The sequence below is a fragment of the Vibrio spartinae genome (genome assembly GCF_024347135.1).
Lineage (GTDB): Bacteria > Pseudomonadota > Gammaproteobacteria > Enterobacterales > Vibrionaceae > Vibrio > Vibrio spartinae.
Map to the genome: position 1 here is coordinate 155599 of NZ_AP024908.1, position 26747 is coordinate 182345.

The following is a 26747-nucleotide window of genomic DNA, read 5'->3' on the forward strand; positions in this document are numbered from 1 at the left end:
AAAATGAATAACAAATTAAAAGTTGTTGTGATTGGTGGTGGCTCAAGTTATACACCAGAATTAATTGAAGGTCTGATTCACCGCTATCATGAACTGCCAGTTGCTGAACTATGGTTAGTTGACATCGAAGACGGCAAAGAAAAAGTTAAAATCATTGCTGAATTAGCGCAACGCATGATTAAAAATAAAGGGCTCAATATCGACGTTAAAGTCACACTTGATCGTCGTCTTGCGTTGGAAAATGCAGATTTTGTTTGTTCACAATTTAGAGCGGGTTGTCTTGATGGTCGAATCCGTGATGAACGAATTTCTTTAAAGTACGGCATGATCGGGCAAGAAACCAATGGCCTCGGTGGTTTTGCAAATGCATGTCGGACAATTCCAGTTACGTTAGCAATCTGTAAAGAGATGGAAGAACTTTGCCCCGATGCATGGTTACTGAATTTCACTAATCCATCAGGCATGGTCACCGAAGCTGTATTGAAATATACCAATATTAAAGCCGTCGGTTTATGTAATGTCCCTGTCATTATGGAGAAAGGCATTGCACAAATGTTGGGTGCCAGTGAAGGTGAGTTCATTATGCAAGTCGCTGGTCTCAACCATATGATTTGGGTACGCAAAATATTGCATCAAGGAACGGACAAATTAAATATGGTGATGGATGAAATTTTAAACGGGAATGATCCATTAGTTCCGTCAAATATCCCGCCATTTGATTGGCCTAAAGATCTATTGAAAGAAATGGGCATGATCCCTTGTGCTTATTTGCGTTATTACTACACCAGTGACGACATCATGAAGCAAGAGCAACAAGAAGCAGATGGTGAGGGGACACGCGGTGAAGTGGTCAAAGCCATGGAAAAACGCTTGTTTGATATTTATAAAAATCCGGATGTGGTAGAGAAGCCCAAAGAATTGGAAAAGCGGGGCGGTCAATATTATTCAGAAGCGGCATGTGAGCTGATGGCTTCCATTTACAACGACAAACGGACCGTCATGCATGTCAATACACGTAATCAGGGTGCGATTAGTGGTTTACCGGATGATTGCGCTGTAGAAGTCAGTTCGGTCATCACTAAAAGTGGCCCGCTCCCCTTGAATGTTGAACCATTCCCAGAGGATACATTACGTCTGATCCAACTGATGAAAACGTTTGAAACACTCACGGTTGAAGCTGCGGTGAAAGGTGACTTGGTGGCTGCGAAACGAGGACTCATCCTCAATCCTATCGTGAATACCGGTACGATCTTAGATGAAGCCCTGCAAGAAACAGTCAAAGAAAACTTAGATTATATGCCTCAGTTTCGTTGGATGTTGACATCGGATCCGGTGAGCAATCACTGATGTAAATAATGAGGAGAAAAGAAGATGTGGAATCGATTAGAATACCCATTACTCCAATAGACAAAGACATCCGCTATGCTACAAAAAGAGAGTTTGCTGAAACTGGCAACGATGAAAATGCCGTTTGGCCGTTATGCCGGACGCGTATTAATTGATTTACCGGAAGAGTACTTATTGTGGTTCCAAAATAAAGGGGAATTTCCTCAGGGAGAACTTGGGGAATTGATGCAACTCTGCCTGACGTTGAAAGTTGAGGGATTGGATCGTCTCGTGAAACCATTAAAGCGGCAATCTTGAAAACTTGTTGTATGGCGGCAAACAGGGATGAAGATGATGGTGAAGCCATGGTATTCAGCGTTTGGTCATAATAAACCGAAAGCACCGGCTCGTGGTGCTTTCGGTTGGTACAAGAGACCCATTATAAACGAGGGCTATTCTCCGCAAAGTATTCATGAGAATCTGCGTTGTTGACGGCCTGATTCGGTGATGATTGTGCCAGACGACGTGCATTGTACTGCCCGTAAGCAATATCATCTGTCCCGCCATTGACCGTGAAATGACTCATTTCGTGAATCAGTGTGCCGGCTTTTGAGTCCGTGCCTGCCGTCGGTGCAGACCAGAAGGCGTTGCATAAGTGGATACGGTAGGGTTGATTCGGATAAACGTAAGCATATGCATTGGAAAGGCTGCCCTCACAGTAACAATCAGCGGTGACAGTTTTGTTTTGCAGCGCGTCGGTGATCTTCTGGAAATGTCCTTTGACGGTATTGTAACGACCACTTGAATATGAACCAAACCAAGTGGTATAGCGAGAAGTTACTGAACCTGCCCGTAAGTAACTGTAAGCTGAACCGGACATGCTTCGTGCCACGCTAACCGCAGAACTGATTTGACTTTTCTGACTATTTGAGCAGTTGCCGCGATAGCTGATTCCGCCTCTCAGTTCAGCGATATCGAGTTCTGACCCATTAATGGTTGCGATCTTTGGGTGAACCCCCTCGACCCAGAAACTGACATCATTTGAGCTGAGTGTCTGAACTTGATCTTCGGCCTGCAGTTTCGATTGTGCTTCAGACTTAATTAAATCCAGTGCGGTGACATTAAACTGAACGCTGTATGTCCCTTCACGAGTCATATCATAGAAAGAAGACAGATCGACCGTTTGGGTGACTGTCTGGCCGGCAGACAATGTCATGTAATCTTTAGCCGTTGGTGCGGGCCGTTTAATGATTGGGCCTGTATAGGCGACGGTTTCTCCATCGACGGTGACGGTGAAAGCATTTTTCTGAAGTTTGCTGTGATTGATGAGATACCAATCAAGGACATCGATATCATCCTGCCCATTATTCGTAATGCTTAGTTCAACTTTGACATCACTGCCTTCACCATAAGATTGATTTAAAGGGGTAACGGTGACATCCAGAGAGTGAGCATAAGCCAGAGATGACATACTTCCTACAATTGCACTCAACAATAAATTTGTTGCCTTATTCATTGGGTAAACTCCATTTTGTTTCATGGTTCATGAATCATCGATATGGTTACGACTCAGCGGATATCAATCATTCGTCACAGAATGTTTAAAGCAAGTCTTTTTTACTTTAAACATTATTTAAAGTTGTACTTGTTATTAATTTTTTAATTATGTTTTATTTATGTAAACGTGTAAAGTCTGAAATAAATAGAGGATGGTTAACTTTGTTTTTAATGATAAATATATAAATTAGTATTTATTTAACTATTAGTAATGACTGACATGTTACTTTTGATTTTAATTTTTTATGTTATTGATTTTTAATATTTTTTGTTTATTTTTTTGACGGCTGTATTATTTTTATTGTGCTATTTTTTAAATTGGATTTTATGAATGAATAGTGATGGGTTTTTCTATTTATAAATTTACTAATAAGAAGTGATGACAAGTTTAAATTAATGAGCTGGTTATTTGATTGGAATTAAATATTAAATGATTGAAAATAATGAAATTGCGTTCTTTAACATGATTACATATACAATGAATAAGCCCTATCTTGACCATAAAAAATTTTGACTGCTGTCGGGTTATTTTATTGTGTCTGTCCTCCACATAAACGCCCCTTTATATAAGCTCTTATTTATAGCGTTCTTATCCATATAAATACTCCGCCATATGAACAATGATGTTGAATGAGGATGATGTTTCATGAACAAGATGATGTCTCATGAACAAGTAGTGAGCGGAGAACGTTTCATCGGTTAAGGTTGTCTTCGCCATATGATTTTGTTTGTTCTGTAATATCATTGCGAAAAAGTTACAGCCTGCGTGTCTGTAGCTTCCCCTCATTGATATCGCTCGCGGTACTGTCACTCAGCAACAGGAATGGTTTATTTATTTGAAATACATCAAGTTTTTTATGAATCTGTATTGATAATTACAAATTAATAGTAATTAAATTACCAATAATGTTGACTTGAGTCACAAAAATGGTGATAATTTGAACTAAACAACGCTTGGTTGTGAAATAAAATAACGGTAGGAGCCGAGTCATGAGTTCAATGCTTTCTTCACAAATTACTATCAATGTTCCTAAAACAAAAATGAGTACGTCTGTCGTCGATACGGTTAAAGAACTTGCAGGTATTTTCGCAATGTTTGGTGTGACAGCCGTCATTACCTTTATGCTTGCTTTAACTTGGGTGAATTGATTATTACGATCAAGTCCATTCTGATTGCGACGCTTATTATTTTAAATGACCCTTACTTGTTTTGAATTCGGTGGCTTTGTTCCGATGATATCGGATGTTCCACCGAATGAATGTTCCCCGCCATCCAATTGCTTTCATTTCTGTTGACCATGGTATTGGTATCTGCGCCATTATTAATATCATTGGCGTTTAAATCAACGTCATACCAAGTATATTCAGCGTTGACTAAAAAGTTATCTGTGATTTTAAATCCAACATAGGCACCTGCAAATACAGCTTTGTCATCTCACCACTCATACCCATTGAATCGCGCTATCTGTAACCATTGAGTTGGGCATATTTGATTCCCGTTGGCACTAATCGTCGTGCACGGGGAATTTTCATGCATTCCGTTGGTCTTAACTAACTGTTCCTCAATTTATACCGTGTTTCACGATGTTGTACATCGGCACGATAACTGTCAGTAAAATGAATAAGAGATTGATATAGTGTTTGATTCTTTCTTTCCGAGACCTAAATTATTTTTCCTCAGCTTTGTTATTTGGGCACTGTTTTGTGTGATTTGCTGGTATACCGGAGGCCGTGAACTCGGTGCTGATCTTAGCCTCGGCTATCTGATCGGGATGGGGTTCCCTCCGCCGCTTCTGGTGGATGCCGCGCCAGCAGCGCAGAGCGCTTTTCAACAAGCGCAGGATAGTGCGGCCAATGTTTGGTTATATCAGTATATGTTTGTCTGCTATGCCTTGTTCATCGGTGTCTGGTTAAAATTCGGCGGACAAAAATGGGCTCGCTGGTCTGTCGCCGGTTCTGGTTTGATCGTATTCATTACTTGGTTTCAGGTCGAAGTCAGTGTCATGCTGAATGAATGGTATGGCAATTTTTACAACCTGATTCAGCAGGCATTGACGAAACCCAACAGCATTACCCTCGGTGAGTTTTATGGTGAACTGACAACGGTTGCGGTGATTCTGCTCATTGCCATTATGGTCGCAGTGTGTAACCACTTCTTCATCAGTCATTATGTGTTTCGGTGGCGTACCGCAATGACTGATTATTATACTGCCCGTTGGCAACAGGTCCGCCATATTGAGGGGGCATCACAGCGGATTCAGGAAGACACGATGCGTTTCGCTTCGATCATGGAAAGTTTAGGGGTCAGTCTATTGAATGCGGTGATGACCTTGATTGCTTTTTTGCCAATCTTATGGGGGCTCTCCGGTTATGTAAAAACATTACCATTGATCGGTGATGTGTCTCAGGGACTGGTCTTTGTGGCCATTATTTGGTCGATTATCGGCACTCTGTTACTGGCTGCTGCCGGGGTTAAATTACCGGGATTAGAGTTTAAGAATCAACGTGTTGAAGCGGCTTACAGAAAAGAATTGGTCTATGGTGAGGACCATGAGCACCGTGCTGAACCGCAAACCTTAAAAGAATTATTCAGTGATGTTCGGCATAATTACTTCCGTCTTTATAAGCATTATGTTTACTTTAATATTGTCCGTTACGGTTACTTACAGGTTGGCTCATTTATTCCGATCATTGCGCTGGGGCCGTCGATTGTCACAGGTGCTTTCACGCTGGGTATCATGCAACGAATTATCAATGCATTCGGACAGGTTGAGAGCTCTTTTCAATATTTGGTCAACTCTTGGACGACCATTGTTGAGCTATTGTCTATCTATAAGCGTCTTAAAGCATTTGAAGATGAGGCGGATGGTTTACAAAATATCCCGCTCATCGAAAATCCAGCCGAAAATTAATATCATTACGGGCTTCCGCTGACAGGAAGCCCTTACTTTATCCGTTATCTCTTTGATTTGGCATTGCGGGTGTGAGCGCTGAAATCAGCGGATTATGTTATTGTTATATCCAATTATGAGATATTCCTTCCGCAGTTGATGATGATTTTGACATTTGCATTACACAAACGACATTATGTTATTACATCATATTTCTTCCTGTCACGATGTGCTTTGGTCACAGAAGGTGCCTGCGTTACTGACAGGGGAAGGGAAGACGAGTGTGAGGCCGTGCTATGCTTCTGTGTAAGTTGTCCAATCGATAGGAGAGTATCAATGAAATATGGGCTGATTGCGATATTGGTTGTGTTTTTGAGTGCTTGTTCTTCAACTTGGAACGGTGTGCAAGAAGACTCTTCTGAAATATGGGACACAACCAAACAGAAATCGAGTGACGTTTATCACTCAACCAAAGAAGCAATCCATGAGGCAACCGCTGAAGAGTAATTGACTCTCGCGAGCCCTGGATTTTGATGAACCGATGCGTGTTTCACGGTTTGTCGCCCACTGAACATACAACCTCAGTCGTGAAACCGGTCGTCATGCCACCAACGTCTGATACAAATAGACCTGAGAAAAAGAAGTAGAAAGAATGTCCGATAATAACGCTCTATTGCTGGATAACCAGCTATGTTTTGCTCTTTATTCAACCTCTTTGGCGATGACGCAGATGTATAAACCGTTACTTGAGCCTCTGGGGCTTACGTATCCGCAATACCTCGTGTTACTGATTCTCTGGGAGCAAGATGGCATCGGTCTTAAAGATATTGGTGAGCGATTAGGACAGAAATCCGGTGCGTTAACACCCGTGATTAAACGGATGGAACAAGAGGGATTGGTGAATCGCACACGACAACTACATGACGAACGTTCATTGAATGTTCTTCTGACTCCGAAGGGGCAGCAGCTTAAAGCTGAAGCGCTGAAGATTAATCAGTGCCTGCTTGAGGCCTGTGGGATACCCAGTCGGGAACTGATTGATATGAAAGAAAAAATCATCACATTGAGAGAGAGCTTACTCAAGAATCAGTCGCAGTAAGCTGAATGTATCAAAAAAATATATTGCGCGATAACTATTATTGCAATAACATATATCCATCAGAGAGAAGAGCTTGGTCTTTTTTGAATTTAATAGTTATCGCGATAATTAATTGGAGATGATTTATGGAACTTTTATATACAGCACAAGTAACAACTACGGGTGGACGTGACGGAAAATCCGTTTCTGATGATCATAAATTACAAGTGAATTTGAGTACCCCCAAAGAATTGGGCGGGGCCGGTGGTGAAGGAACAAACCCAGAACAGCTTTTCGCTGCGGGTTATTCAGCATGTTTTATCGGCGCGCTGAAGTTTGTCGCAATGCAGGATAAGATCAAATTATCTCAAGATCTGGATGTGACGGCAAAAGTCAGTATTGGTCAAAACAAGGCAGGTGTTGGTTTTGCGATTGATGTCGAGCTGCATATTTCTCTGCCGGAACTTGATCGCAGTGTTGCGCAGACGTTGATCGAAAAAGCTCACCAAGTGTGCCCATACTCAAATGCTACACGCGGTAATATTCGAGTCGAATTAGTACTGGTATAACATCTTGAATGATATGAAACGAGGACAGGCACGCTAAGCGTGCCTGTCTTATTTTGTCCGCAGAAAACCGACCTTGCTACACACCTTTCAGCGACTCATCCAGCCATGTATTAAATTGCGAATACGGCAGTGCACCATTAATCAGATTGAGCCGTTGCCCTCGATGAAAAAACATCACTGTTGGAATACTGCGGATCTGGAATTGCGCGGCCAAGGTCTGTTGAGCCTCTGTATCGACCTTGATAAATCGAACCGTCTGTACGCGCTCTTGTGCCGTTTGCTCAAACACTGGGGCGAATCCGACACACGGGTTACACCATGGTGCCCAGAAATCAACAACCACAGGGATGTCGCTATTCACAATCGACTGAAAATTATCGACTGTCCCTTCAACAGGTAAGCCGTCAAGGAGGAAATGTCTACACTTGCCGCATACAGAGGACTCAGAAATACGCTCGATGGGAACACGATTCATCGCGTGGCATGACGGGCAGCGGGTTTTAATACTGGTCATAGGGACTGATTTCATCACCGGTGAATGGGAAACTCTAAATTACCACCAAATCAAAGCAGATAACAACCATGAATCGAATACGGGAAAGCGCGCTCATTTTCAGTCGTGTCTTAACCGAATGGTCCGTTTATGCTGAATTTGTGGGATGGATCCAAGAGGCTTTTTACGGGATGGCATATGCTTAAATGGTAATATGATTGGATAGTGACTCTGTAATGATATCTCAAGATATTTGATGGAGGTTAGGATGACATATAAAAAGCATGGCCTCACGATTGGTCTGGAACGGGTCGATCACGAATTTTTTGTATCGATTAAAGCTGTCGGTACGTTAACTCATCACGACTACGAGATGATCACGCCACTTCTGGATGCCGCACTGGTGAAGGTTAACACACCGAAAGTCGATGTATTCTTTGATGTCTCTGAGTTGGAAGGGTGGGAGCTTCGGGCTGCATGGGATGACTTTAAACTGGGTCTGCAACATGGTGCGGATTTTAATAAAGTGGCGCTCTATGGTCATCAGGAATGGCAAGCCCTCGCTGCAAAAGTCGGGAGTTGGTTTATCTCGGGAGAGATCCGTTATTTCGATGATTATGATGAAGCGATTCGATGGTTACAGGATTAGCTGAGCTACAGGATTAACTGAAAAATGGTTATCGTGACATGAGTCAGAGTTATGCTTTGATGTAACAATTACGTTACATCATCTTTATTGATTTGTGTAACATATTTATCACATCAAGGTCTTTTTGATTACATTACAGTACATCATGCTCTCTCATTGGGTATTCTGTTGTTAGACTTTAGGTACATCCACCATCAAATGAAAATATTAAACGTCGTGTTGGTCATATTTGTTTTATTGCATTAGGTCTGTTTTATCATTCAAATAATAATAAGTTTCGCAGAAGCTAATGCATATTAATTTTAGGATGCCATGATGTTTAGTAATTTTACCATCCGTATGCAGCTCGGCCTGTCTTTGGCCTTTTTAACTGCAATCATTGTTTTCTCCGGATTACAAAACCGGGATTCACTGAACCTGCTGGAACGTAATATTCAACTATTTGCTGAGCCGCTGAGGAAGGCTCAACGGGATGTGCTCAATGCTGATCGAGATTTGTATCAGGCACTCAAAGGGCAACAAGATGCGCTTCTGACCACTGATGAGAAAGTATTGAAGGGCGCACAAGATGATTATCAGGAAAATGCCCAACAGGCTTATGATCGCATGCAAAGCTATTTGGAATATATGGCTGATCATCGACACATTATCACACAGTTCGATAATTTTGACCGTGTTTTTCAAGATTGGAAGGCGCAAGCTGATCGGGTATTTTCGCTGATAGAACAAGGTGATAAGACACAAGCCCACACACAATTTATCGAGTCTGAGCAATATTTTGGGACACTGCGTCACGAGTATGATAAGGCCGGAGAACTGGTCGATAAGCTAGGCAATGAACTCTATGGACAGTCGAGTCACCTTATCGGGCAGCGAATTTTATGGAATATGATGATCTCCCTTATCTCAGTGGTGATTGGGCTGATACTGGTGTTTTTCATTCCGAAAGCGATTACGTCTGCGATTTATTCCGTAAAAGATAAGATCGATGATTTGACTCAGGGAGATGGTGATCTGGTGAGTCGTTTGACGGTGAAGAAAAAAACCGAGTTAGGTTATTTGTCAGGCAGCGTCAATAACTTGCTGGAACAGCTCCAACAACTGGTAAAAAGTGTCATTGATGGGGTTGAGAAACTGGGTGCGGATACGAGTCACCTTCAGGATGTTGCGAATAAAACTGAAGCGATTGGTCATAATCAGCAACAGCGGCTGGAACTACTGTTTCAAGCATTTGAACAAATTAATATTGCAATTCAAGAAATTACGACCAACGCGCAGCATACGTCTTCCAAAAGTGATGAAGCGAGTCGTTCGGCAAGCAATGGGGTGACGTTGGTCGATAGAAACGTGACATTGAACGATAAACTGTCAGTGAGTTTTCAAGAAGCCAGCCAGAAGATGTCATCACTTGCTGCAGATTCCGACAATATTACTTCAGTTCTGGATGTGATCCGTGGTATCGCAGACCAAACCAATTTACTGGCATTGAACGCTGCAATTGAGGCCGCACGAGCCGGCGAGCAAGGGCGCGGTTTTGCGGTTGTCGCTGATGAAGTGAGAACGCTGGCACAACGGACACAGTCTTCAACCGAAGATATTCAGGAGATGATTTCCAGCCTTGTTAAAGGTGTGAATGAAACTCAGGCGGCGATTCAAGGCGGAGAAGAAGCTGTGGCTGAATCGGTGGGAATGGCGGATGAAATGAGATGTGCTTTTCAGGATATCCGTGACTTGATTTCCACCGTTCAAGATATGAATATTCAGATTGCTGCGGCGACAGAAGAGCAGAGTTCGGTGATTGTTGATGTGAATCAAGGCATCCTTGAGCTGAAAGAACTGTCTGATAAAGCCACCAATGTCCATCAGCGTGTGGCTGATACCGGTAATGTGGTTGCCGATATTTCGTTGCGACTTTCCGACTTGGTGAGTCAGTTTAAAGTGTAGTTTTCATCGGGAGTCACGGGCCGGAGTATGGGTACTTTGTTGAGGGGAGGGTCTTGGACTCTCCCCTCATTTATTGCGATCTGATTGCATATCAACGCTTTTATTACAACAACAGTGAATTGAAAAGAATGAGAGAGATCCCAAATACAGGGCCTTTAAAGTGATTTATATTCACTTTTAGCTATAAATTGCCAAAAATGTAATCAAAATTTTTAAAATGGTGTTTTGGGCTCAAAACTAGCAAATGATAGTTAGTTTTTCTAACGATATGGTTTTTTAGTTTTTGCAAAGAGCACGATTCAATTACAAAATATGTACAGAATATGTTCCAACTGTCGATATACGTAACATAGTGTCTAAAAATGTCGGAGATGACATTTTTTTGATATATCTATCTGTTATGATTTAAATGGAACGCTTTTTATTTGTATACCACATTATGGAATGTAGCACTCATCGCTGGCTACAAATTGAGAAAGGGTCATGGATATAGTATGAAAAAGGTATCATTTAAGACGAAATTGCTTGCCATCGTTGTTGCCATTATCTGTGTAACGATATTCACTGCCTACGTTAGTGCTAATTTTTATATCAGTCGCTATATATATCACAGTGATAGCCAAGTGATCCGGACACAGATTGATTCGATCCGTTCTGTGGTGGAAGGGAAGCTGAAAGACAATATTGTTCTGGCCCAGTCAACGAAATTCAGTTTTTACGAAGTCAAACAGGCGATAGAAAAAACCGGTTTCAAAGATGCAATTAAAGTCGCCTTCGGGATGACCATCAATCGAGATGGGGCGATTAAAGATCCGAAAGAAGCTCAGCCATATATGGATATTTTTAAACAGGCGAATGGTGAGCTTACCATCAGTGATGTCTTTATCGATGATGGAAAACCAACGATTACGATTACCGTGCCTGAGGATAAAGATTCCGGAAATATATTCTACATCGACCTCTCTTCGGTCGGTGACATGCTGAGCGCAATGTCTATTGATGGCAGTTATCTTGAATTGACGGATGATAAGCAAACTCAGATTTTTTCCAATAAAGTCGAGGGGCATGACCTGACGCCATTGACCGCGACGATCAATGTTGCCGGAAAAGAGTGGAAACTTAACGGATACATTGATAACGACTATATTCAGAATGATACAGATACATTAAATGGCAGCATTACAATTGCGTTGGTGATTGCGGCCATTATCTTGATCCCCATTGCTATATTGCTGATCAACTGGGTCTTCAAACCCATTATCTTGTTAAGAAACTTGATTGGTGATTTGGCGAATGGCAACGGTGATCTGACCCATCGTTTGAAGGTGGATTCAAAAGATGAACTGGGCATGATTGCGGATGGCATCAATCAGTTTATCGAGAATTTACAGAACATGATGCGTCAAGTGAGAGAATCGACGGAGACGATTAGTCAGGAGATTGCTCAGCTTGAGCAGCAAACCGATTCGAATAGTCAATTGCTCCAGTCACATAGTCAGGAAATTGAATTGACGGTAACAGCCGTGAATGAAATGAGTTCGACGGCGTCTGTCGTGGCTGAGAATGCGGCCAACACCGCAAGCCAGACAGAAGCGACAAATAGTGAAGCTGAGCATTCTAAAGAAGTGGTACAACGGGCCGTTGCACAAGTCGGTGCATTGGCAGAAGAAGTGGAAGAGACCGCTCAATTCATTGCTGATATGAACACGCATACAGAAGAAATCGGTAAGTTACTGGGTGAGATCGGCGGTATTGCAGAACAAACTAACCTACTGGCTTTGAATGCTGCGATTGAGGCTGCGAGAGCCGGAGACCAAGGACGTGGTTTCGCGGTCGTCGCGGACGAAGTGCGGGCATTAGCATCACGGACCCATCGGAGTACCGAAGATATCGTCCAGATGTTAGATCGCTTGAGAGCTGGCACCGCCACTGTGGTTTCCAGTATGGAATCGACGCGTAACAGCTGTCGGACAACAGAAGAATCAACAGCCGTGGTGGTATCTTCATTGGATAAAGTGACGACGTCAGTCAATGAAATTAACGACTTGTCGATTCAGATTGCAACGTCAGCCGAAGAACAAAGTAGTGTGACCGAAGATATTAACCGCAGTATGGTTGCCATTCGTGAAGTGATGCATACCATCAACGACAATGGTGACAATACCGCAGAAACAACCCGCCGCTTGATTACCATCAATCAGCAGTTATTAGTGATTGTAAATAAGTTTAAAATTGAATAACTTGTTTCACTCATACCATCCAGCCTGAGTGCCCATCACTCAGGCTGGTGATTTTCTCACCTATGTTGAATTCCTCGCCTCGCTAATCTTGGAGTCCCTCAATGAAGCTATACATTGGTAATAAAAACTATTCGACCTGGTCACTCAGACCATGGATTTTGTTAGCAAAATCAAATATTTCATTCGATGAAGTTCAACTGTCGCTTGATACGCCACAGTTTTATACGGCTTTGGCATCGGTGACCCCGACGCAGAAAGTGCCTTGCCTGATCGATGGAGATATCACCGTATGGGATTCGCTCGCGATCTGTGAATATATCAATGATACATATCTTTCAGGAAAAGCATGGCCAGCGGATCCGCAAGATAAAGCTAACGCGCGTTCGCTGGCGGCAGAAATGCATTCAGGTTTTCCGGCACTGCGTAGTGAAGCACCAATGAATATCCGTGCAACGCGTTCACTGACCTTGTCTGAAGCTGCGCAGCAGGATCTAAAGCGGATTGAAGCTATTTTTGCGGAGCAGATGACGCGTTTTGCTGATCAGGGGGGATGGCTTTTCGGTCAGTATTCAATTGCCGACGCGATGTTTGCACCTGTTGTGATGCGTTTAAAAACGTACCAGCTGAGTTTCGGGGAAATGGCGCAACAATATGTGAATCATGTATTATCGTGCCCGGCGTTGCAGCAGTGGATTGATGCTGCGCTTGAAGAAACTGAGATTGTTGCAGCCGATGAAGCAGGAGAACCTTGTTAATCAGTGATTCATGGGTGCATCATGATTGAGCCAATGTCAGGCGCTCAACATATTCAACTGCCAATCGATGAGATATGCCGCATATCCGTTTGTATTCATCTTATTCTGCATGAATGAAACGGGTGCGGCATTTTTTATTTTTATGCTATTTTTGTTGTTTAATTGTACATTAATGGTGAATAAAATGTTGTTTTGCATGCATTTAGTGCAATAAATGTCTCTCCATTGTGCATATATAAAATATCGATAAAATTGAAAATTTCAGAAGCACTTTATATTTATATGCAGTAGAATCCCCATTTTGAGGCATCTATTTAAGTATTCATGCATTTTAGGTGTTTAAATATATTCTCTTCCGTTGAGACTGGAAAGAATCGTCGTCTATGGCATGAATTGTGCTGTTTTCAATGTTTATCAGATATGAGATATCACTATGAAAAGAATAACGAATTTGAGTCTGCTTCTACTGACTCTCGCTGCTCCTTTTGTTCAGGCTGCGGATCAGCCGTTGGTTCGGCTGGGTGTTGAGCCTGGATACGCACCTTTTGAAATGAAAAAGCCTGACGGCACTCTGACCGGATTTGATATCGATTTAGGGAAAGAAATCTGTAAGCGAATGGAGGCACGCTGTGTCTGGGTCGAAAGTGATTTCGATGGCTTGATTCCTTCTCTGAAAGCGAAAAAAATTGATGCAATTCTCTCTTCTATGTCGATCACACCACAGCGTCAGCAGGAAATTGATTTTACAGATAAGCTGTATGGCACGCCTGCTCGTTTAATTACGCCGAAAGGTGTTGATCTGCAACCGACAGCGGCCTCATTGGGCGGCAAACGTGTTGGTGTCTTTCAGGGAACCACGGCTGAAACTTATGCCAAAGAGCAATGGGCACCGAAAGGTGTCGATGTCGTGACTTATCAGAATCAGGATCTGGTTTATGCCGACTTAGTGAACGGGCGTCTTGATGCTGCATTTCAGGATGCTGTTGCTGCGAGCGATGGCTTTTTGAACCGTCCGGTGGGTAAAGGATTCGCATTCAGCGGCCCGGAAGTCAATGATGAAAAATACTTTGGTGTCGGTGCGGGGATCGGGGTACGCAAAACTGATCAGGCACTCAAAAATCAAATCAATGCAGCTTTGAGCGATATGCTGAAAGATGGCACCTATGATGCGATTGCTAAACAATACTTTGATTTTGATATTTACGGTAAATAAGCCGTCACTCCTGTCCGCTTCTTCATCCGAGGAAGCGGTGTTTATTTAGGAAGGCATTATGCTTTATGGATATGGTGGCATCATTTTTGATGGTGCAATCATGACGATTGAACTGGCAGTTCTTTCGGTAATTTTCTCAATTATTCTGGGATTGATCGGGGCTTGTGCCAAGCTGTTTGGCAGCCGTCCGGTCATCGCGCTCGCCCATGTTTATACCACGTTGATTCGTGGTATTCCTGACTTGGTGCTGATGATGCTGATTTTTTACGGCTTGCAGCTGGGGCTCAATCAGTTCACCGAATCTTTGGGATGGCAACAAATTAACATTGACCCATTCACAGCCGGTGTTTTGACGATTGGTTTCATCTATGGTGCCTATTTGACGGAAACTTTTCGCGGCGCTTTTCTGGCGGTCCCCAAAGGGCAGATTGAAGCCGGAACCGCTTATGGCTTTACACCATGGCAAGTGTTTCGGGTGATTCTTTTCCCGCAGATGATGCGTCATGCGTTACCGGGCTTGTCCAACAACTGGCTGGTGATCCTTAAATCAACCGCATTGGTTTCAATTATCGGCCTTGCCGATGTTGTCAAGACAACGCAGATGGCCGGAAAAGGAACCTATCAGTTTTTCTACTTTACGATTATTGCTGCTGCGGTTTATCTGATTTTTACCACATTATCAAATCTGGCATTTTATTGGCTGGAGCGTCGCTACGCATACAGTCATAGAGGTCGTTTGTCATGATTGAAATACTTGAACGCTACGGCAAAGCATTTTTGTGGTCGGATGGTTACCACTTTACCGGTGTGGCTGTGACGCTATGGTTATTGGTCATTTCCGTGTCGCTGGGATTCATTGTCTCCATCCCATTGTCACTGGCTCGGGTGTCTAAAAACCGTTGGCTGTCGTTACCCGTATGGCTATTTTCATATCTGTTCCGTGGCACACCGCTGTATGTTCAGTTGCTGATTTTCTATACAGGGGTATACACGTTGGGATTTGTCCGATCGACGGAGTTTCTCAACTGGTTTTTCCGGAGCGGCTATAACTGCACAATTTTTGCACTGTTTCTCAACACCTGTGCCTATACACTTGAGATTTTTGCCGGTGCAATCCGCGAAACCAACCAGGGAGAGATTGAAGCGGCGAAAGCATACGGCTTCTCTCGCTGGAAGCGTTACCGGTGTATTGTGATTCCTTCAGCACTGCGTCGCGCGATTCCCGCATATAGTAATGAAGTGATTATCATGCTTCATTCAACATCGTTAGCATTTACGGCAACGGTGCCTGATATTCTTAAAATCGCTCGGGATGTGAATGCGGCGACTTATAAATCATTTTATGCCTTTGGGATTGCTGCCATACTTTATTTAGTGATTTCATTTTTGTTGGTGGCGTTATTCCGACGTGCTGAAAAGAAATGGTTGCGTCACTTACATCCGATACCAGTCAAACATTAGAACATCGATTTTTAGGTTTCCGGTGGCGGCTCTCATTTGACGGGCTTGAGGATTCAGGAACTGATTTTTCAGGAAACCGGTTTTTCAGGAAACCGATTGTTAAGGAACAAGCATTATGCAAAACACAAAACTGGCCGTCAGTGATCTTTATAAAAAGTACGGTCAGCATGAGGTCATTAAAGGCGTATCTTTACAGGCCAATGCCGGTGATGTGATCAGTATTATCGGGTCATCCGGATCAGGGAAAAGTACCCTGTTGCGCTGTTTGAACTTTCTGGAGAAACCTTCGGCAGGTGCCATTTATATTCATGGCCAAGAGATTCAGATGAAGCGCGATACTGATGGGCAACTCAAGGTCAGTGACCATAAACAGTTGCAGCTACTTCGCACCAAATTGACGATGGTATTCCAGCATTTTAACTTGTGGAGCCATATGACCGTGTTGGAAAATGTGATGATTGCCCCGATTCAGGTGCTGGGCATCAGCAAGCAAGAAGCACGTGAAAGAGCGATTGCTTATCTCAGTAAAGTTGGCATCGATGAACGGGCGCAACAAAGCTATCCGACCCATTTGTCCGGTGGACAGCAGCAGCGAGTGTCGATTGCCCGTGCTTTGGCAATGGAGCCGGAAGTGTTGCTGTTTGATGAGCCGACTTCTGCGCTGGATCCTGAGCTGGTCGGTGAAGTGCTGAAGATCATGCAGCAACTCGCTGAAGAGGGCAAAACCATGATCGTGGTGACTCACGAGATGGGCTTTGCCCGGCATGTCTCAAACCATGTGATTTTTCTGCATCAGGGAAAAATTGAAGAAGAAGGGCATCCGGAAGTCGTTTTCGGTCAGCCGAAAAGTGAACGTTTGCAGCAGTTTCTTTCCGGTGCTTTAAAATAACGCGAAAATGCAGCATCATGATGCTGCATTTTCATATCTGTATTTACATCACAAGTGCTCTGAATGATAAATACTGACTCATCGATTTACCAAGTCGCGATCTATCTGCCTGATCGTTACTCTTGGTATACCATTGGATCGTTAGAAGCGCCTTTTCGCGTCGCTAATGACATTCTCGGAGCAGAGAAGTTTCGATGTGTTTATATTACTCCTGTCGGAGAGCAGGCGTTTTCCGAGTCATCTCATTTACCCAATTCTATGCTCTTATCGGATACTTTTGAGTGTGACTTGCTGGCCGTTGTGAGTGATTCCGTACCGGATGAAGCGGTCTCAGCGCTGGAGAAGAAAAAACTGCAACATTTTTATCAACAGGGGAAAACGATTCTCGCCAGTTATGCCGGTGTTTTCTGGCTTGCTGAGAGTGGGTTACTGCATCAGCAGCGTGCCGCCGTGCATTGGGCTTTAATGGACCGTTTTAGTGAGCGTTATGACTCGATTGAGCTGTCCGACCATCTGTATGAGCGTGATAAACGCCTGATTACGACTGCGGGATTAGCAGCAACGCTCGACTGTTTGGTGGACTTTCTTGAAGAGACCGAAGGCCAAGAACTGGCTTATGCTGTTTCTGATCAGCTTTGTATGGATCGCATTCGCCCGGCACAAGAGCGGCAGCGATTGCCATTCAAGCAGTTTGGCGGGGATATTCAACCTCGTTTGACGATGGCGGTTGAACTGATGGAAAATAATCTGGAAGAACCATTGTCAACGGATGAAATTGCCGAATTAGTTCATATCTCTCGTCGCCAGCTCGAACGGCTGTTCAAGCGTTATCTCGATACCATGCCTGCTCGTTACTACCTGCAGCTGCGCTTGAAACGGGCGCGTCAGCTATTGCTGACGACCCATACCTCGATTGTCCAAATTGGGTTATTGTGTGGTTTTTCCAGTGGACCGCATTTTTCCAGTGCTTATAAAGCTTATTACCACATGACACCGCGCGAAGAACGTTCAAAAATGTTACAGGCGAAATAGATGTGACGATGATGACGTCCTTTCTGGTCGTCATTATGACTGACGTTATCTCGTGTGGCATCTCTGATCACCCAACATCTCACAATGTTTTGGCAATCATACTCCCCGCAGCGGCAAGCATCATGATGCCAGCGCAACGGAAAAGCAGCATCTGAGCATTTTGGCTGGCAAGAAATCGTCGGACTTTCAGGGCCCCCAAAATAAAGATCGAACCGACTGCGATTAATACAGCAATGGTCAGCGGTACCAGTAACAGTCCCCATGTTTGTACCGAGACCGTATCTAAGGTAATGACCAGCGGTAAGATCGCTAAATAGAATGCGATCGTTTTGGGATTACCTAAAGTAATGGTGAAACCGGAAAACCACGCTGAAGTCAGCTCCCGTCTGGAGGTCTTTTGATCAATTTGAATACTGTCCGGTTTACAGGTAATGAATTGCCAAGCCAGCCAAGCCAGATAGAGAGAAGACGCCCAACTGATCAGGGTGAATAAGGTACTGAAGTGATGCGCGATCACCGCGAGACCGAATACCGCAAATGAAAGGTAGACTAAGTCCCCCAGAATCAACCCAGCCAGCATCGTAAACCCAGTGATTGCGCCGCCACTTACGCTCCGAGCCACCAATGCGGTCATTCCGGGACCCGGAATAGCAGCCGCGACGCCTAAGGCTGCAATATAGGCAAATATTTGTGTTGATTCTAGCATGGTTATTGATCCTACTTATATTGGACAGATTTGATCTGAGTCGTGCTGAAAATGACCATGGTGCAATCGACTCCTTTCGGTTGGATTTTATTGATTCTTATTCATGACTTCTCTGGCAAAAACAAGGTCTTGAACCGCCAGGCCGACAGATTTGAACAGTGTACGTTCAGGGCGGTTTTCCAGAAGATGTCCGCCTAATTCGCCAATTTCTGGACTGACATGATCGGCAGGTAAGTATCCTTTCTCTTGGGCTTGCTGAAGACACTGAGAGGCATTCCAGCATGACTCTCGTGAATCGACATAGTGTTCAACCGCCCCATAGATCGCCGGATCTAGCTCTTGGAATCCAATCGCTGATGCGCCAATCGCATTGATATGGCAGCTTTGCGGTAAATCACCAAGTTGCAGTAATGGGGCCCGGGCTGCGGTGACCGTACAGATAATATCAGCGTCGGAGACCGCTTCGGCTGGGGTTGCTGCAACCGTGATGTTGAGTGCTGGATGCTTGGCACACCATGTTGCAAACTGATCCACGTTGGTCTGGTCTCTGCCCCAGATTGTAACCTGTTGAATCGGACGGACAGCGAGCATGGCGAGCAAGTGTTTCCGTGCTTGCAGGCCCGTGCCCAGAATCGCAAGGTGTGTGGCATGTTGTGGTGCAAGTAAATGTGTTGCCCAAGCGGAGGCCGCCGCCGTTCTTAGCTCGGTGACTGAGCCTGCGTCAACCGCCACCATATGTCCGTTTGTCTGTTCATCAAATAATAGGATGCATCCTTCATGAGAGGCTGAACCTTGGTGTGGATTAAAATTGACTAAGACAGATTTCAGGCCGAAGCCTGAATATTTGCCCTCGGAGATATAAGCCGGCATCGTTCCCATCAGTCGTCCATCTGGTGCTGGGATAATACTTCGGACTGACTGCACCACTTTCCCCTGACTTTGCAAAGCAAATGCCGTTTGACTTAACTCAATGGCAAGAGGGATGGATAGGGTTTGTTCAACATCTGCTCGATTAAAGTAATGCATACAATCACCTCATGCCTCAACCGTATCCATGAATTGCGGTTCAACCGGTGTGTCTGCCAAGCTATTGAGTAAAGTTGACATGGTTTTCTGGGAGATACCTAAAATAACATCAAGCATATTTTGTTGTGTGAAGCCAACTGCTAAAAAATGGTGTGCTTTATCTTTAGGAATTGAGCCCTGAGAGAGAATCACTGCTTGCGTAAATTGGTGAAGTGCGGCTAATCGTGTCGGGAGTTGTTCAGGATGATGAATCATTTTATCGACAATATCACTTGCGACACCATTGTGAATGGCAATCCAGTAATGTGCTTTAATCGTATAAGGGCATTGGTTAATCACACCGGTTGTGAGCCAGACCACTGCTTTCTCTGTTTCGTTCAGGGAGCATTGTGAAAATCGGTCATGCGCAAACTGATAAGAAGCCAGCAGATCGGGGGATTCAGCCATGTACGCACTTTGGTTGGGGATCCATCCGAAATTATCAATCGAACTTTGCAAAAGCTTACGGCTGCCATCCGGTGCACTGTCAATCGTGTGTAATTTCATCTCTATCATTTTTCTCTTTTCCTTTCTTTTCTTTGTTCTTCTTTACGAATCTATTGATGGCGAAACATGTGAATGGGCCGCATTTTATGCCGAAGTCTTGCACCCAAATACAGACCACAACATATGGATGGGGCGGACATTGGATATAAACGATAAATTGTGCAGACCTGCTGCAATTTCTGTCGTTAAGGCAATATCGGCTTCATGTTGAGTGACAGCATTGGCGGCTTCACTGGTTGAATTCTTTTCAATAATGGTTTCTATCTGCAAACCTTGAGGAAGTAATTCATTAATTAATGGTATCGGTGCAGGATGAGATGCAATCTTCAGTGGCCGACGTGGTAATGAACGATTGGTTGCAATTCCGTATAAAGGCGTATCAAAAACAAATGTTGCTAACAGATTCAAATGAGAGTCCATGTAGAAATCATTAATTTTTTGATAGGCATTGGCAACAATCAATAACCCATTGTCTTGTTTGGTATGATCACGCGCCAGCTCATAGGTTTCATTCAGATTGATGATATTCAAACTGTCAGAATAGAATTCTCTCATCCGCTTACAAAAATATTTTGAAGCGAATTCACTGCTTGTCCCCGGTGGGCCTAATGTATAAACAGGGTGACATGTCGCATGCACAAGTCCCATGTCCATAAAATTCATGTTCATTTGTCTATCTCTCCATGATAAGCATCAATTCACACTCGTTAACCACTGTTGAAACTGATTCAGTTGTCCTCGAACCGACTTGATATACAAACGTTGAATTTCTGAGGTGATACTGTGGGGTTCAGCACTATTGAAATAACAGTGATCAATCTGCGTTACGGGGGAAACTTCCATCCCGGTCCCGGTCAGGAAGCACTCATTCGCAGCAAAGAGCTCGGATGGTGAAATATCTCTCTCTTCAACTTCAAGCCCTAACTCTTCTGTCGCCAAGGTCATGACTGTGCTTCTTGTAATCCCTTCGAGAATGTGAGAATTAATCGCTGGTGTGATGAGTTTATTTTTCTTGACTAAGAAAACATTCGATGTCGTTGCTTCTGCAATATTGCCGTGAACGTTGAGCATGATGGCATCGTCATATCCAGCGCGATACGCTGACTCCATGGCGAGTGCTGAGTTGATATAGCTCCCCGTTATCTTTGCGCGTGCCGGAATCGAGTTATCGGCAACCCTTCTCCAGTTTGAAATCGTACAGCGAAGACTTTTCTGAGCTGATACCGAAGGCATGTTTAAACTATTAATCGCAAGTCCTGAGCTGACACCGGAGAGTTTGACGCCAAATCCCTGCCCGGGGAGGAGACTCTTTTTAAAAGCAATCGGCCGGATATAACAATCCGTACTTGCCTGATTTTTTCTTAGCAGCTCAAGAATAATTTCTTTCATTTCCTGATGAGACGGCAAGTGATCAAGCAACAGCAGTTTGGCAGAATTGATGAACCGTTCGATATGCGCATCTAATTGGAAAACATTCAAGGTGTGCTTATCTTCAGTGAGATAAGCGCGAATCCCTTCAAAGACGCCGGTCCCATAATTAAATGCCTGCGTTGTAATTGGAATCGACGCTTCCGCTGCCGGTCGATATTCATTGTCGAGATAGATAAAAGGGTGATGGACACCTGAGTGATGTTGCTGAGGATTCATTTCAGTCGTGGTATCGGTCATTATTGAAACCCCTGTCCTAACAGCGCAATGGCTGCATCGCGATCAGCGTTATCACCTTGTGCTCTTAAATCATGTAGTCTGGCTGCTTTCCAACTGACCATGGCAGATGTACTGGTAATATTGGTGGTTTCACCGGCCTGAATATTGATCTCAACATGTTTGATTCGGTCTGCCATATAAGCTTTGGTTTGCGCGAGCATGACGGCTTGTTGCGGGACGTCTTCGATTAACTCAACAATAATATTTAAGTGATCGATACCATTTTTTTCATCAATCTGAATGGCATAGTCTAAACAGCCTGTCAGTTTTTCTAACAGAGCAGCCTCAATATCCCACGCGCAGTAGTTGCAGCCACCTAAAGTTAGTGTGTCCCGGACGCGACCAATCGGAACAATCTTCAGCCGACCGTCAGGCATCAGTGTTGCTCTGACCATATCACCAGTGCGGTAGCGAATCAGCGGTTTCTGTCCCTGATATAAATGAGTAATTACCAATTCACCGCTGGTTTCCGTTGCGGAAGCAGGAATAACGTCACCACTGATCGGATCGACTAACTCATAGTAGTTATTCATTGGGACAGTATAGAGTGATTGGTCACTGTCACAGACAGCCAAAATAGACGATTCCTGAGAGGCGTACATACAATTGTATACTTGGGCTCCCCATGTTTCACCGATATTACGCAGCAAAGCGGGTGTGGTGAGTTCGCCTAATGTCAGAATGACCCGCACACTACTTTTTGCCGGGGACACATGATTTTTCTTCAGGTATCGGGCGAGATTGATCGCCACTGCGGGTGTACACACGAGCGCTGTAATTTGTAACTCATTGATGAGTGCCATCGCACGGTTCATGCCGACAACGGGAGAGCGAGGCCACATTTTGACCACACTGTGGCCTAAACTGCGGAATACATCTTCAAATGTATCGCCTGTCGAGTGCAACTCGGTCGGACCCATCACGCCAACAATATGTTTGTCACCATGCTGTTGAAAAATTTGCCCGTAGCGGAGAATCAGTGGCGTATTATTATAAATTGAGTCAAGTTCATTCCGGGGGCATGGCGTAGGGGCACCGGTCGTGCCTGTCGTTTCGTAGTATACCCAACTTTTATCGAGTGATGCCGAGGCTAGGCGGTTTCTATTTTCACGGAGATCATTCTTGGTGGTAAATGGTAATGTGTTCAACGTAGAAAGAGAAAACTTATCAATATCTGACGCCGTGATTCCTGATAAATGTTTTTTATAAAAACCAGAACCATTGATAACATATTTTAGAACGTCTTTAAGCTTATTTTCTTGATGATGAATGAGTTGTTGGTGAGAATATTCGCCATTTTCAAATTTTTTATGTTGTTGGAAAATATATTTTGCTTGCTTGACTAATTCATCTTTAAAAATCGCATACATGAGATTTTCCTTAATCAATTCTCTATGTGTGTAATTGTTGGAGGTTATTGAATCTCTGGTTGTTTATTTAAATAACGGCAGATTTCCCGTGAGTTTATTGATGATTTTTTTCGGACCAATCATACCAATGGCGACTAATTCAATATGTTGACTGGTTACCGATGATATTCTTTCTCCATATTCATCATACGTTTTACATGACTGGGCCAGTGCACTAAAAGGCATGGTATAAATCTGATCATTTTGTTCAGCGGTGGCAAGCAGGCTTTGTATATGTTCTCCTGTCGAGAGTAACACGGGAAGTGGCGAGTATATGACACCCGGGTAATTCACATTATCCATGCTTTGCATGTCAGGGCCGACGAGATTATTGACTGTTTTACCAAAGCTGATTCCAATCACACTTGCTGCATTAATTGCTAAACCCGGATGTAAATCTTGATCGACAATAATGGTACATTTGTGCTTGCTTGCATCAAACTCCATGAATTCCTCACTTATTTTTAAATTGTATTTACAAGGTGGATAATAAATCCAGATATCCGGTGGCCAGAGAAAAATCGGTAGATAAATCGATATCAACAATATTCCATTCGGCTATCGCTTTCCATTTTTCAACACCTTCTCTATGATTTGGGTGGTCGATATATTTTTCCAATTCGTCGGTGTTATTGAATATTCCAATAACAATAAAGTCAGCAGCAATTTCTCGGCGGGATATATTGCGGCCACATATCCATCCTTTTATTTCCTCAATATGACGAGGGTGATTACGTGTTGCTTGTTCTGCCTCGATTGCATTGGTGGAAGACCAACTCCAGTTCTTTTTAAAAGTAAATAGCACGACATGTAGAATCATTGAATTCCATCCTTGGTGAATCATTGTTCTTGGTGAATGTGATGAACTGTAATTATGTTTTGACGTTGTTGTTGCTGTCCATTATGCATCAGAATGATAGAAATTTGTTACCTATATCACGTTAGGGGCAATGGTTGTAGGGCAAAATTACCCTATAAATGGCAAAAAAATGAAAGGATTTGACCTCAGTGGCACTAACAAAGACAGATATTCAAATTTTGACCTTGTTACAACAAGATGCACGGATGACCAATCAGGAGCTGGCCGATCAAATCGGCATGTCATCGTCACCCTGCTGGCGCAAAGTTCGTAAGTTGGAAGAAGATGAAATCATCCAAGGATACCGTGCGGTTCTGGATCGGAAAAAAATAGGCATGGGTGTGATGGTTTTCGTACGGGTGAGTATTGATAGCCACAGTGAAGCCGAAGCGCGCAAATTTGAGCAAGAAGTGACAGCACTTGAGAATGTTGTTGCCTGTTACAGTATTGGCGGGGATGCTGACTTCTTGATTCAGGTTGTCTCCCATGATCTCGATTCCTATGCGGAATTTGCAATGTCAGTGATTCGGCGTTTGCCGGGCATTAAAGAGATGCAGAGTATGTTTGTTTTAAAGGAGATCAAACCCTTTGCTTCTCTGCCCGTCGAAACCGTATCCGGCGCGTAAGCAACAAATACAATCTCTGATTGTTGATGATATCGTTTACATATAGGGGCGATTCCCCATCGTTTGACGTCAATTATCGCCTATATCGTCATGATCCGTGGGGAGATAAGTCAGCCCTTGCTGTTTTATCTCGCCATACTGACGCAATTATATGATATATCTGGATTAAGATGTATTCTTCGGTCTGTCGTGGCGACTGTTTTATCCACTTTTCTTGGGGATTTCAGAGAGATAATGTGATCTCTTTCCGATTGTTTCATATTAGTGGAAACGTTCTCACTAAACGGCGTGATGATCACAGTTTTCTTACAATTCGCTCAATATAGTACGCGGCATGTTCAACAAAATAATGATAAAGCGTCCCTATGAATCAAAAACAGAACGAGACTCATATTGAGCTGAAAACCAAATTATCCTACGGTCTGGGCGCATTAGGTAAAGATTTTGCCTGTGCGCCTATCTATATATTTCTGATGTTCTATTTTACTGATGTTGTTGAGCTCTCTGCCGCGTATGTCGGGATGGTTTTTCTGGCTGCCCGGATGATTGATGCGATCACCGATCCGATGATGGGGATTGTGGTCGACAACACACGCACCCGTTACGGTAAATTTCGGCCCTGGATTCTGATTGGTTCAGCGATCAATGCGTTTGTGCTGGTTGCATTATTTTGTTCGCATATGTTTGAAGGCACCGCTGCTTATGTCTATGCCGCAGTGATTTATGTTTTATGGGGCTTGACCTATACCGTGATGGACATTCCGTTCTGGTCGATGATCCCTGCGATTTCCAGCTCCCGTCGGGAACGGGAAAAGTTGGTTGTCTGGCCGCGGTTGTTTGCCAGTTTTGCTTGGTTCGTTGTCGGTAGTTATGGGCTGTGGATAGTGGCAAAGCTAGGCGGTGACGATCAGGGGCAAGGATTTTTTGAACTTTCGATCATGATTGCTGTTTTGTTCATCGTTAGCGCGCTGATTACGTTTAAGAATGTCAAAGAAAAAGTGGTTGCGACCGGACAGACGGTCGAGAAGTTCGGTTTTAAAGATGCAATCGGCATCATTGGTGGTAACGACCAGCTGAAAGTATTAATCGCAACGGTATTGGCGTTCCAGATTGGCAATATGCTGGTTGGTGGTTTCGCGATTTACTACTTTACCTATGCTGTGGGTGATAAAGAACTGTTTCCGGTTTATATGATGGTTGCCGGTGCTGCTGAAGTCGCCGGTATTTTCCTCTTTCCGCGGCTGGCGGCCTTATTGCCGCGTAAACATCTGTGGGTTATCGCCTGTATGTTCCCGATCTTGTCATGCTTATTGTTGGTGGTGATGGGCGTGGTTGCTCCGGGGAATGTGTATTTAATTGGCCTGTCCGGTGCGGCAATCAAGTTTGGTGTCGGGATCACCAATGGTCTGCAAACCGTAATGCTGGCTGATGTCGTTGATTATGGTGAGCATATCACCGGCCGACGCAGTGAAAGTGTGATTTTCTCTGTCCAAACCATGCTGGTTAAATTTGCCAGTGCTGCTGGCGCCTTTATTGTCGGGGTTGGGCTTTCGGCCGTCGGATATGTGCCGAATGTTCAACAATCTGAAGGGACAATTCTCGGATTACAGACATTAATGATTGGTATTCCTGTTGTACTGATGATCGTGAGTGCGTTGGTTTATCGACGTTACTACCGACTACATGAAGGCTTCCGGCCGGAAGATTTCGAAACCTATTCTTTAAATATGGCCAAAGAAACAACGGCATAACCAGCGTTGCTGGATTAAAA

General features: G+C 43.8%; 28 protein-coding genes. 18 read left to right on the forward strand and 10 right to left on the reverse strand.

The window, feature by feature from the left end; genetic code table 11:
* Positions 1-3: 3 nt before the first annotated feature.
* Positions 4-1347, forward strand: a complete 1344-nt coding sequence (locus OCU60_RS18470; RefSeq protein WP_074375211.1) for a 6-phospho-beta-glucosidase — start codon at positions 4-6, stop codon at positions 1345-1347.
* A 75-nt stretch (positions 1348-1422) separates the two neighbouring features.
* Positions 1423-1644 carry a DUF3820 family protein gene (locus OCU60_RS18475; protein WP_021021363.1) on the forward strand — a complete coding sequence of 74 codons (222 nt, stop codon included), beginning with the start codon at positions 1423-1425 and terminating at the stop codon, positions 1642-1644.
* A gap of 121 nt (positions 1645-1765) precedes the next feature.
* Here OCU60_RS18475 and OCU60_RS18480 read toward each other — a convergent pair whose 3' ends face one another.
* Positions 1766-2842, reverse strand: a complete 1077-nt coding sequence (locus OCU60_RS18480; protein WP_159439507.1) for a M35 family metallo-endopeptidase — start codon at positions 2840-2842, stop codon at positions 1766-1768.
* A gap of 1031 nt (positions 2843-3873) precedes the next feature.
* Here OCU60_RS18480 and OCU60_RS18485 point away from each other — a divergent pair.
* The 5 genes from OCU60_RS18485 to OCU60_RS18505 all read left to right on the forward strand — a co-directional run bounded on the left by OCU60_RS18485 (position 3874) and on the right by OCU60_RS18505 (position 7421).
* Positions 3874-4032, forward strand: coding sequence for a hypothetical protein (locus OCU60_RS18485; protein WP_159439508.1), 159 nt, complete (start codon positions 3874-3876; stop codon positions 4030-4032).
* Positions 4033-4520: 488 nt separating this feature from the next.
* Positions 4521-5795 (forward strand): peptide antibiotic transporter SbmA, encoded by a 1275-nt coding sequence (gene sbmA / locus OCU60_RS18490; protein WP_074375213.1) that lies wholly within the window; start codon positions 4521-4523, stop codon positions 5793-5795.
* Positions 5796-6110: 315 nt separating this feature from the next.
* Positions 6111-6281, forward strand: coding sequence for a hypothetical protein (locus OCU60_RS18495; protein WP_162841959.1), 171 nt, complete (start codon positions 6111-6113; stop codon positions 6279-6281).
* Positions 6282-6426: 145 nt separating this feature from the next.
* The gene (locus tag OCU60_RS18500; RefSeq protein WP_074375214.1) at positions 6427-6873 is read left to right on the forward strand and encodes a MarR family winged helix-turn-helix transcriptional regulator; all 447 of its coding nucleotides are present in this window, start codon (positions 6427-6429) and stop codon (positions 6871-6873) included.
* A gap of 125 nt (positions 6874-6998) precedes the next feature.
* Positions 6999-7421 (forward strand): organic hydroperoxide resistance protein, encoded by a 423-nt coding sequence (locus OCU60_RS18505; protein ID WP_074375215.1) that lies wholly within the window; start codon positions 6999-7001, stop codon positions 7419-7421.
* 76 nt (positions 7422-7497) lie between these two features.
* Here the strand turns inward: OCU60_RS18505 and trxC are convergent, their stop codons facing one another.
* Complete coding sequence (gene trxC, locus OCU60_RS18510; protein ID WP_074375216.1) at positions 7498-7935, reverse strand: thioredoxin TrxC; 438 nt, start codon at positions 7933-7935, stop codon at positions 7498-7500.
* Positions 7936-8182: 247 nt separating this feature from the next.
* Here trxC and OCU60_RS18515 point away from each other — a divergent pair, with 247 nt between their 5' ends.
* The 9 genes from OCU60_RS18515 (at position 8183) to OCU60_RS18555 (ending at position 18097) form a co-directional block, all read left to right on the forward strand.
* The gene (locus OCU60_RS18515; RefSeq protein WP_074375217.1) at positions 8183-8563 is read left to right on the forward strand and encodes a SpoIIAA family protein; all 381 of its coding nucleotides are present in this window, start codon (positions 8183-8185) and stop codon (positions 8561-8563) included.
* A 312-nt stretch (positions 8564-8875) separates the two neighbouring features.
* Positions 8876-10507 (forward strand): methyl-accepting chemotaxis protein, encoded by a 1632-nt coding sequence (locus OCU60_RS18520; protein WP_083602792.1) that lies wholly within the window; start codon positions 8876-8878, stop codon positions 10505-10507.
* 494 nt (positions 10508-11001) lie between these two features.
* Positions 11002-12747: a methyl-accepting chemotaxis protein gene (locus tag OCU60_RS18525; protein ID WP_074375219.1), complete on the forward strand. Its 1746-nt coding sequence runs from the start codon at positions 11002-11004 to the stop codon at positions 12745-12747.
* Positions 12748-12848: 101 nt separating this feature from the next.
* The gene (locus tag OCU60_RS18530) at positions 12849-13502 is read left to right on the forward strand and encodes a glutathione S-transferase family protein (protein WP_074375220.1); all 654 of its coding nucleotides are present in this window, start codon (positions 12849-12851) and stop codon (positions 13500-13502) included.
* A 433-nt stretch (positions 13503-13935) separates the two neighbouring features.
* Positions 13936-14715, forward strand: a complete 780-nt coding sequence (locus OCU60_RS18535; protein WP_074375221.1) for an ABC transporter substrate-binding protein — start codon at positions 13936-13938, stop codon at positions 14713-14715.
* A 58-nt stretch (positions 14716-14773) separates the two neighbouring features.
* Positions 14774-15460: an ABC transporter permease gene (locus tag OCU60_RS18540; RefSeq protein ID WP_074375222.1), complete on the forward strand. Its 687-nt coding sequence runs from the start codon at positions 14774-14776 to the stop codon at positions 15458-15460.
* Positions 15457-16176 (forward strand): ABC transporter permease, encoded by a 720-nt coding sequence (locus tag OCU60_RS18545; protein ID WP_074375223.1) that lies wholly within the window; start codon positions 15457-15459, stop codon positions 16174-16176. The genes OCU60_RS18540 and OCU60_RS18545 overlap by 4 nt, the downstream gene beginning before the upstream one ends.
* A 115-nt stretch (positions 16177-16291) precedes the next feature.
* Complete coding sequence (gene hisP / locus OCU60_RS18550) at positions 16292-17065, forward strand: histidine ABC transporter ATP-binding protein HisP (protein WP_074375224.1); 774 nt, start codon at positions 16292-16294, stop codon at positions 17063-17065.
* A gap of 63 nt (positions 17066-17128) precedes the next feature.
* Entirely contained in the window at positions 17129-18097 is a 969-nt protein-coding gene (locus tag OCU60_RS18555; protein ID WP_083602793.1) for a GlxA family transcriptional regulator, read from the forward strand.
* Positions 18098-18176: 79 nt separating this feature from the next.
* Here OCU60_RS18555 and OCU60_RS18560 read toward each other — a convergent pair whose 3' ends face one another.
* The 8 genes from OCU60_RS18560 to OCU60_RS18595 all read right to left on the reverse strand — a co-directional run bounded on the left by OCU60_RS18560 (position 18177) and on the right by OCU60_RS18595 (position 24311).
* The gene (locus OCU60_RS18560) at positions 18177-18803 is read right to left on the reverse strand and encodes a LysE family translocator (protein ID WP_074375225.1); all 627 of its coding nucleotides are present in this window, start codon (positions 18801-18803) and stop codon (positions 18177-18179) included.
* A gap of 87 nt (positions 18804-18890) precedes the next feature.
* Positions 18891-19829, reverse strand: coding sequence for an ornithine cyclodeaminase family protein (locus OCU60_RS18565; RefSeq protein ID WP_074375226.1), 939 nt, complete (start codon positions 19827-19829; stop codon positions 18891-18893).
* A 9-nt stretch (positions 19830-19838) separates the two neighbouring features.
* A complete protein-coding gene (locus tag OCU60_RS18570; protein WP_074375227.1) occupies positions 19839-20384 on the reverse strand; it encodes a carboxymuconolactone decarboxylase family protein in 546 nt (181 codons plus the stop codon).
* Positions 20385-20459: 75 nt separating this feature from the next.
* Positions 20460-21044: a type 2 periplasmic-binding domain-containing protein gene (locus OCU60_RS18575; protein WP_074375228.1), complete on the reverse strand. Its 585-nt coding sequence runs from the start codon at positions 21042-21044 to the stop codon at positions 20460-20462.
* 24 nt (positions 21045-21068) lie between these two features.
* Positions 21069-22043: a branched-chain amino acid transaminase gene (locus OCU60_RS18580; protein ID WP_083602794.1), complete on the reverse strand. Its 975-nt coding sequence runs from the start codon at positions 22041-22043 to the stop codon at positions 21069-21071.
* Complete coding sequence (locus tag OCU60_RS18585) at positions 22043-23452, reverse strand: phenylacetate--CoA ligase family protein (RefSeq protein WP_074375229.1); 1410 nt, start codon at positions 23450-23452, stop codon at positions 22043-22045. Before OCU60_RS18585 ends, OCU60_RS18580 begins: the two co-directional genes overlap by 1 nt.
* 63 nt (positions 23453-23515) lie before the next feature.
* Positions 23516-23938 carry a DUF2000 domain-containing protein gene (locus OCU60_RS18590; RefSeq protein WP_074375230.1) on the reverse strand — a complete coding sequence of 141 codons (423 nt, stop codon included), beginning with the start codon at positions 23936-23938 and terminating at the stop codon, positions 23516-23518.
* Between the two features lie 28 nt (positions 23939-23966).
* On the reverse strand, positions 23967-24311 hold the full coding sequence (locus OCU60_RS18595; RefSeq protein ID WP_074375231.1) for a Dabb family protein: 345 nt from the start codon (positions 24309-24311) through the stop codon (positions 23967-23969).
* Positions 24312-24499: 188 nt separating this feature from the next.
* Here OCU60_RS18595 and OCU60_RS18600 point away from each other — a divergent pair, with 188 nt between their 5' ends.
* Together OCU60_RS18600 and melB are read left to right on the forward strand one after the other, a co-directional pair.
* Complete coding sequence (locus tag OCU60_RS18600; RefSeq protein WP_074375232.1) at positions 24500-24976, forward strand: Lrp/AsnC family transcriptional regulator; 477 nt, start codon at positions 24500-24502, stop codon at positions 24974-24976.
* Between the two features lie 365 nt (positions 24977-25341).
* Complete coding sequence (melB, locus tag OCU60_RS18605; RefSeq protein WP_074375233.1) at positions 25342-26727, forward strand: melibiose:sodium transporter MelB; 1386 nt, start codon at positions 25342-25344, stop codon at positions 26725-26727.
* The last annotated feature ends 20 nt before the right edge of the window (positions 26728-26747 follow it).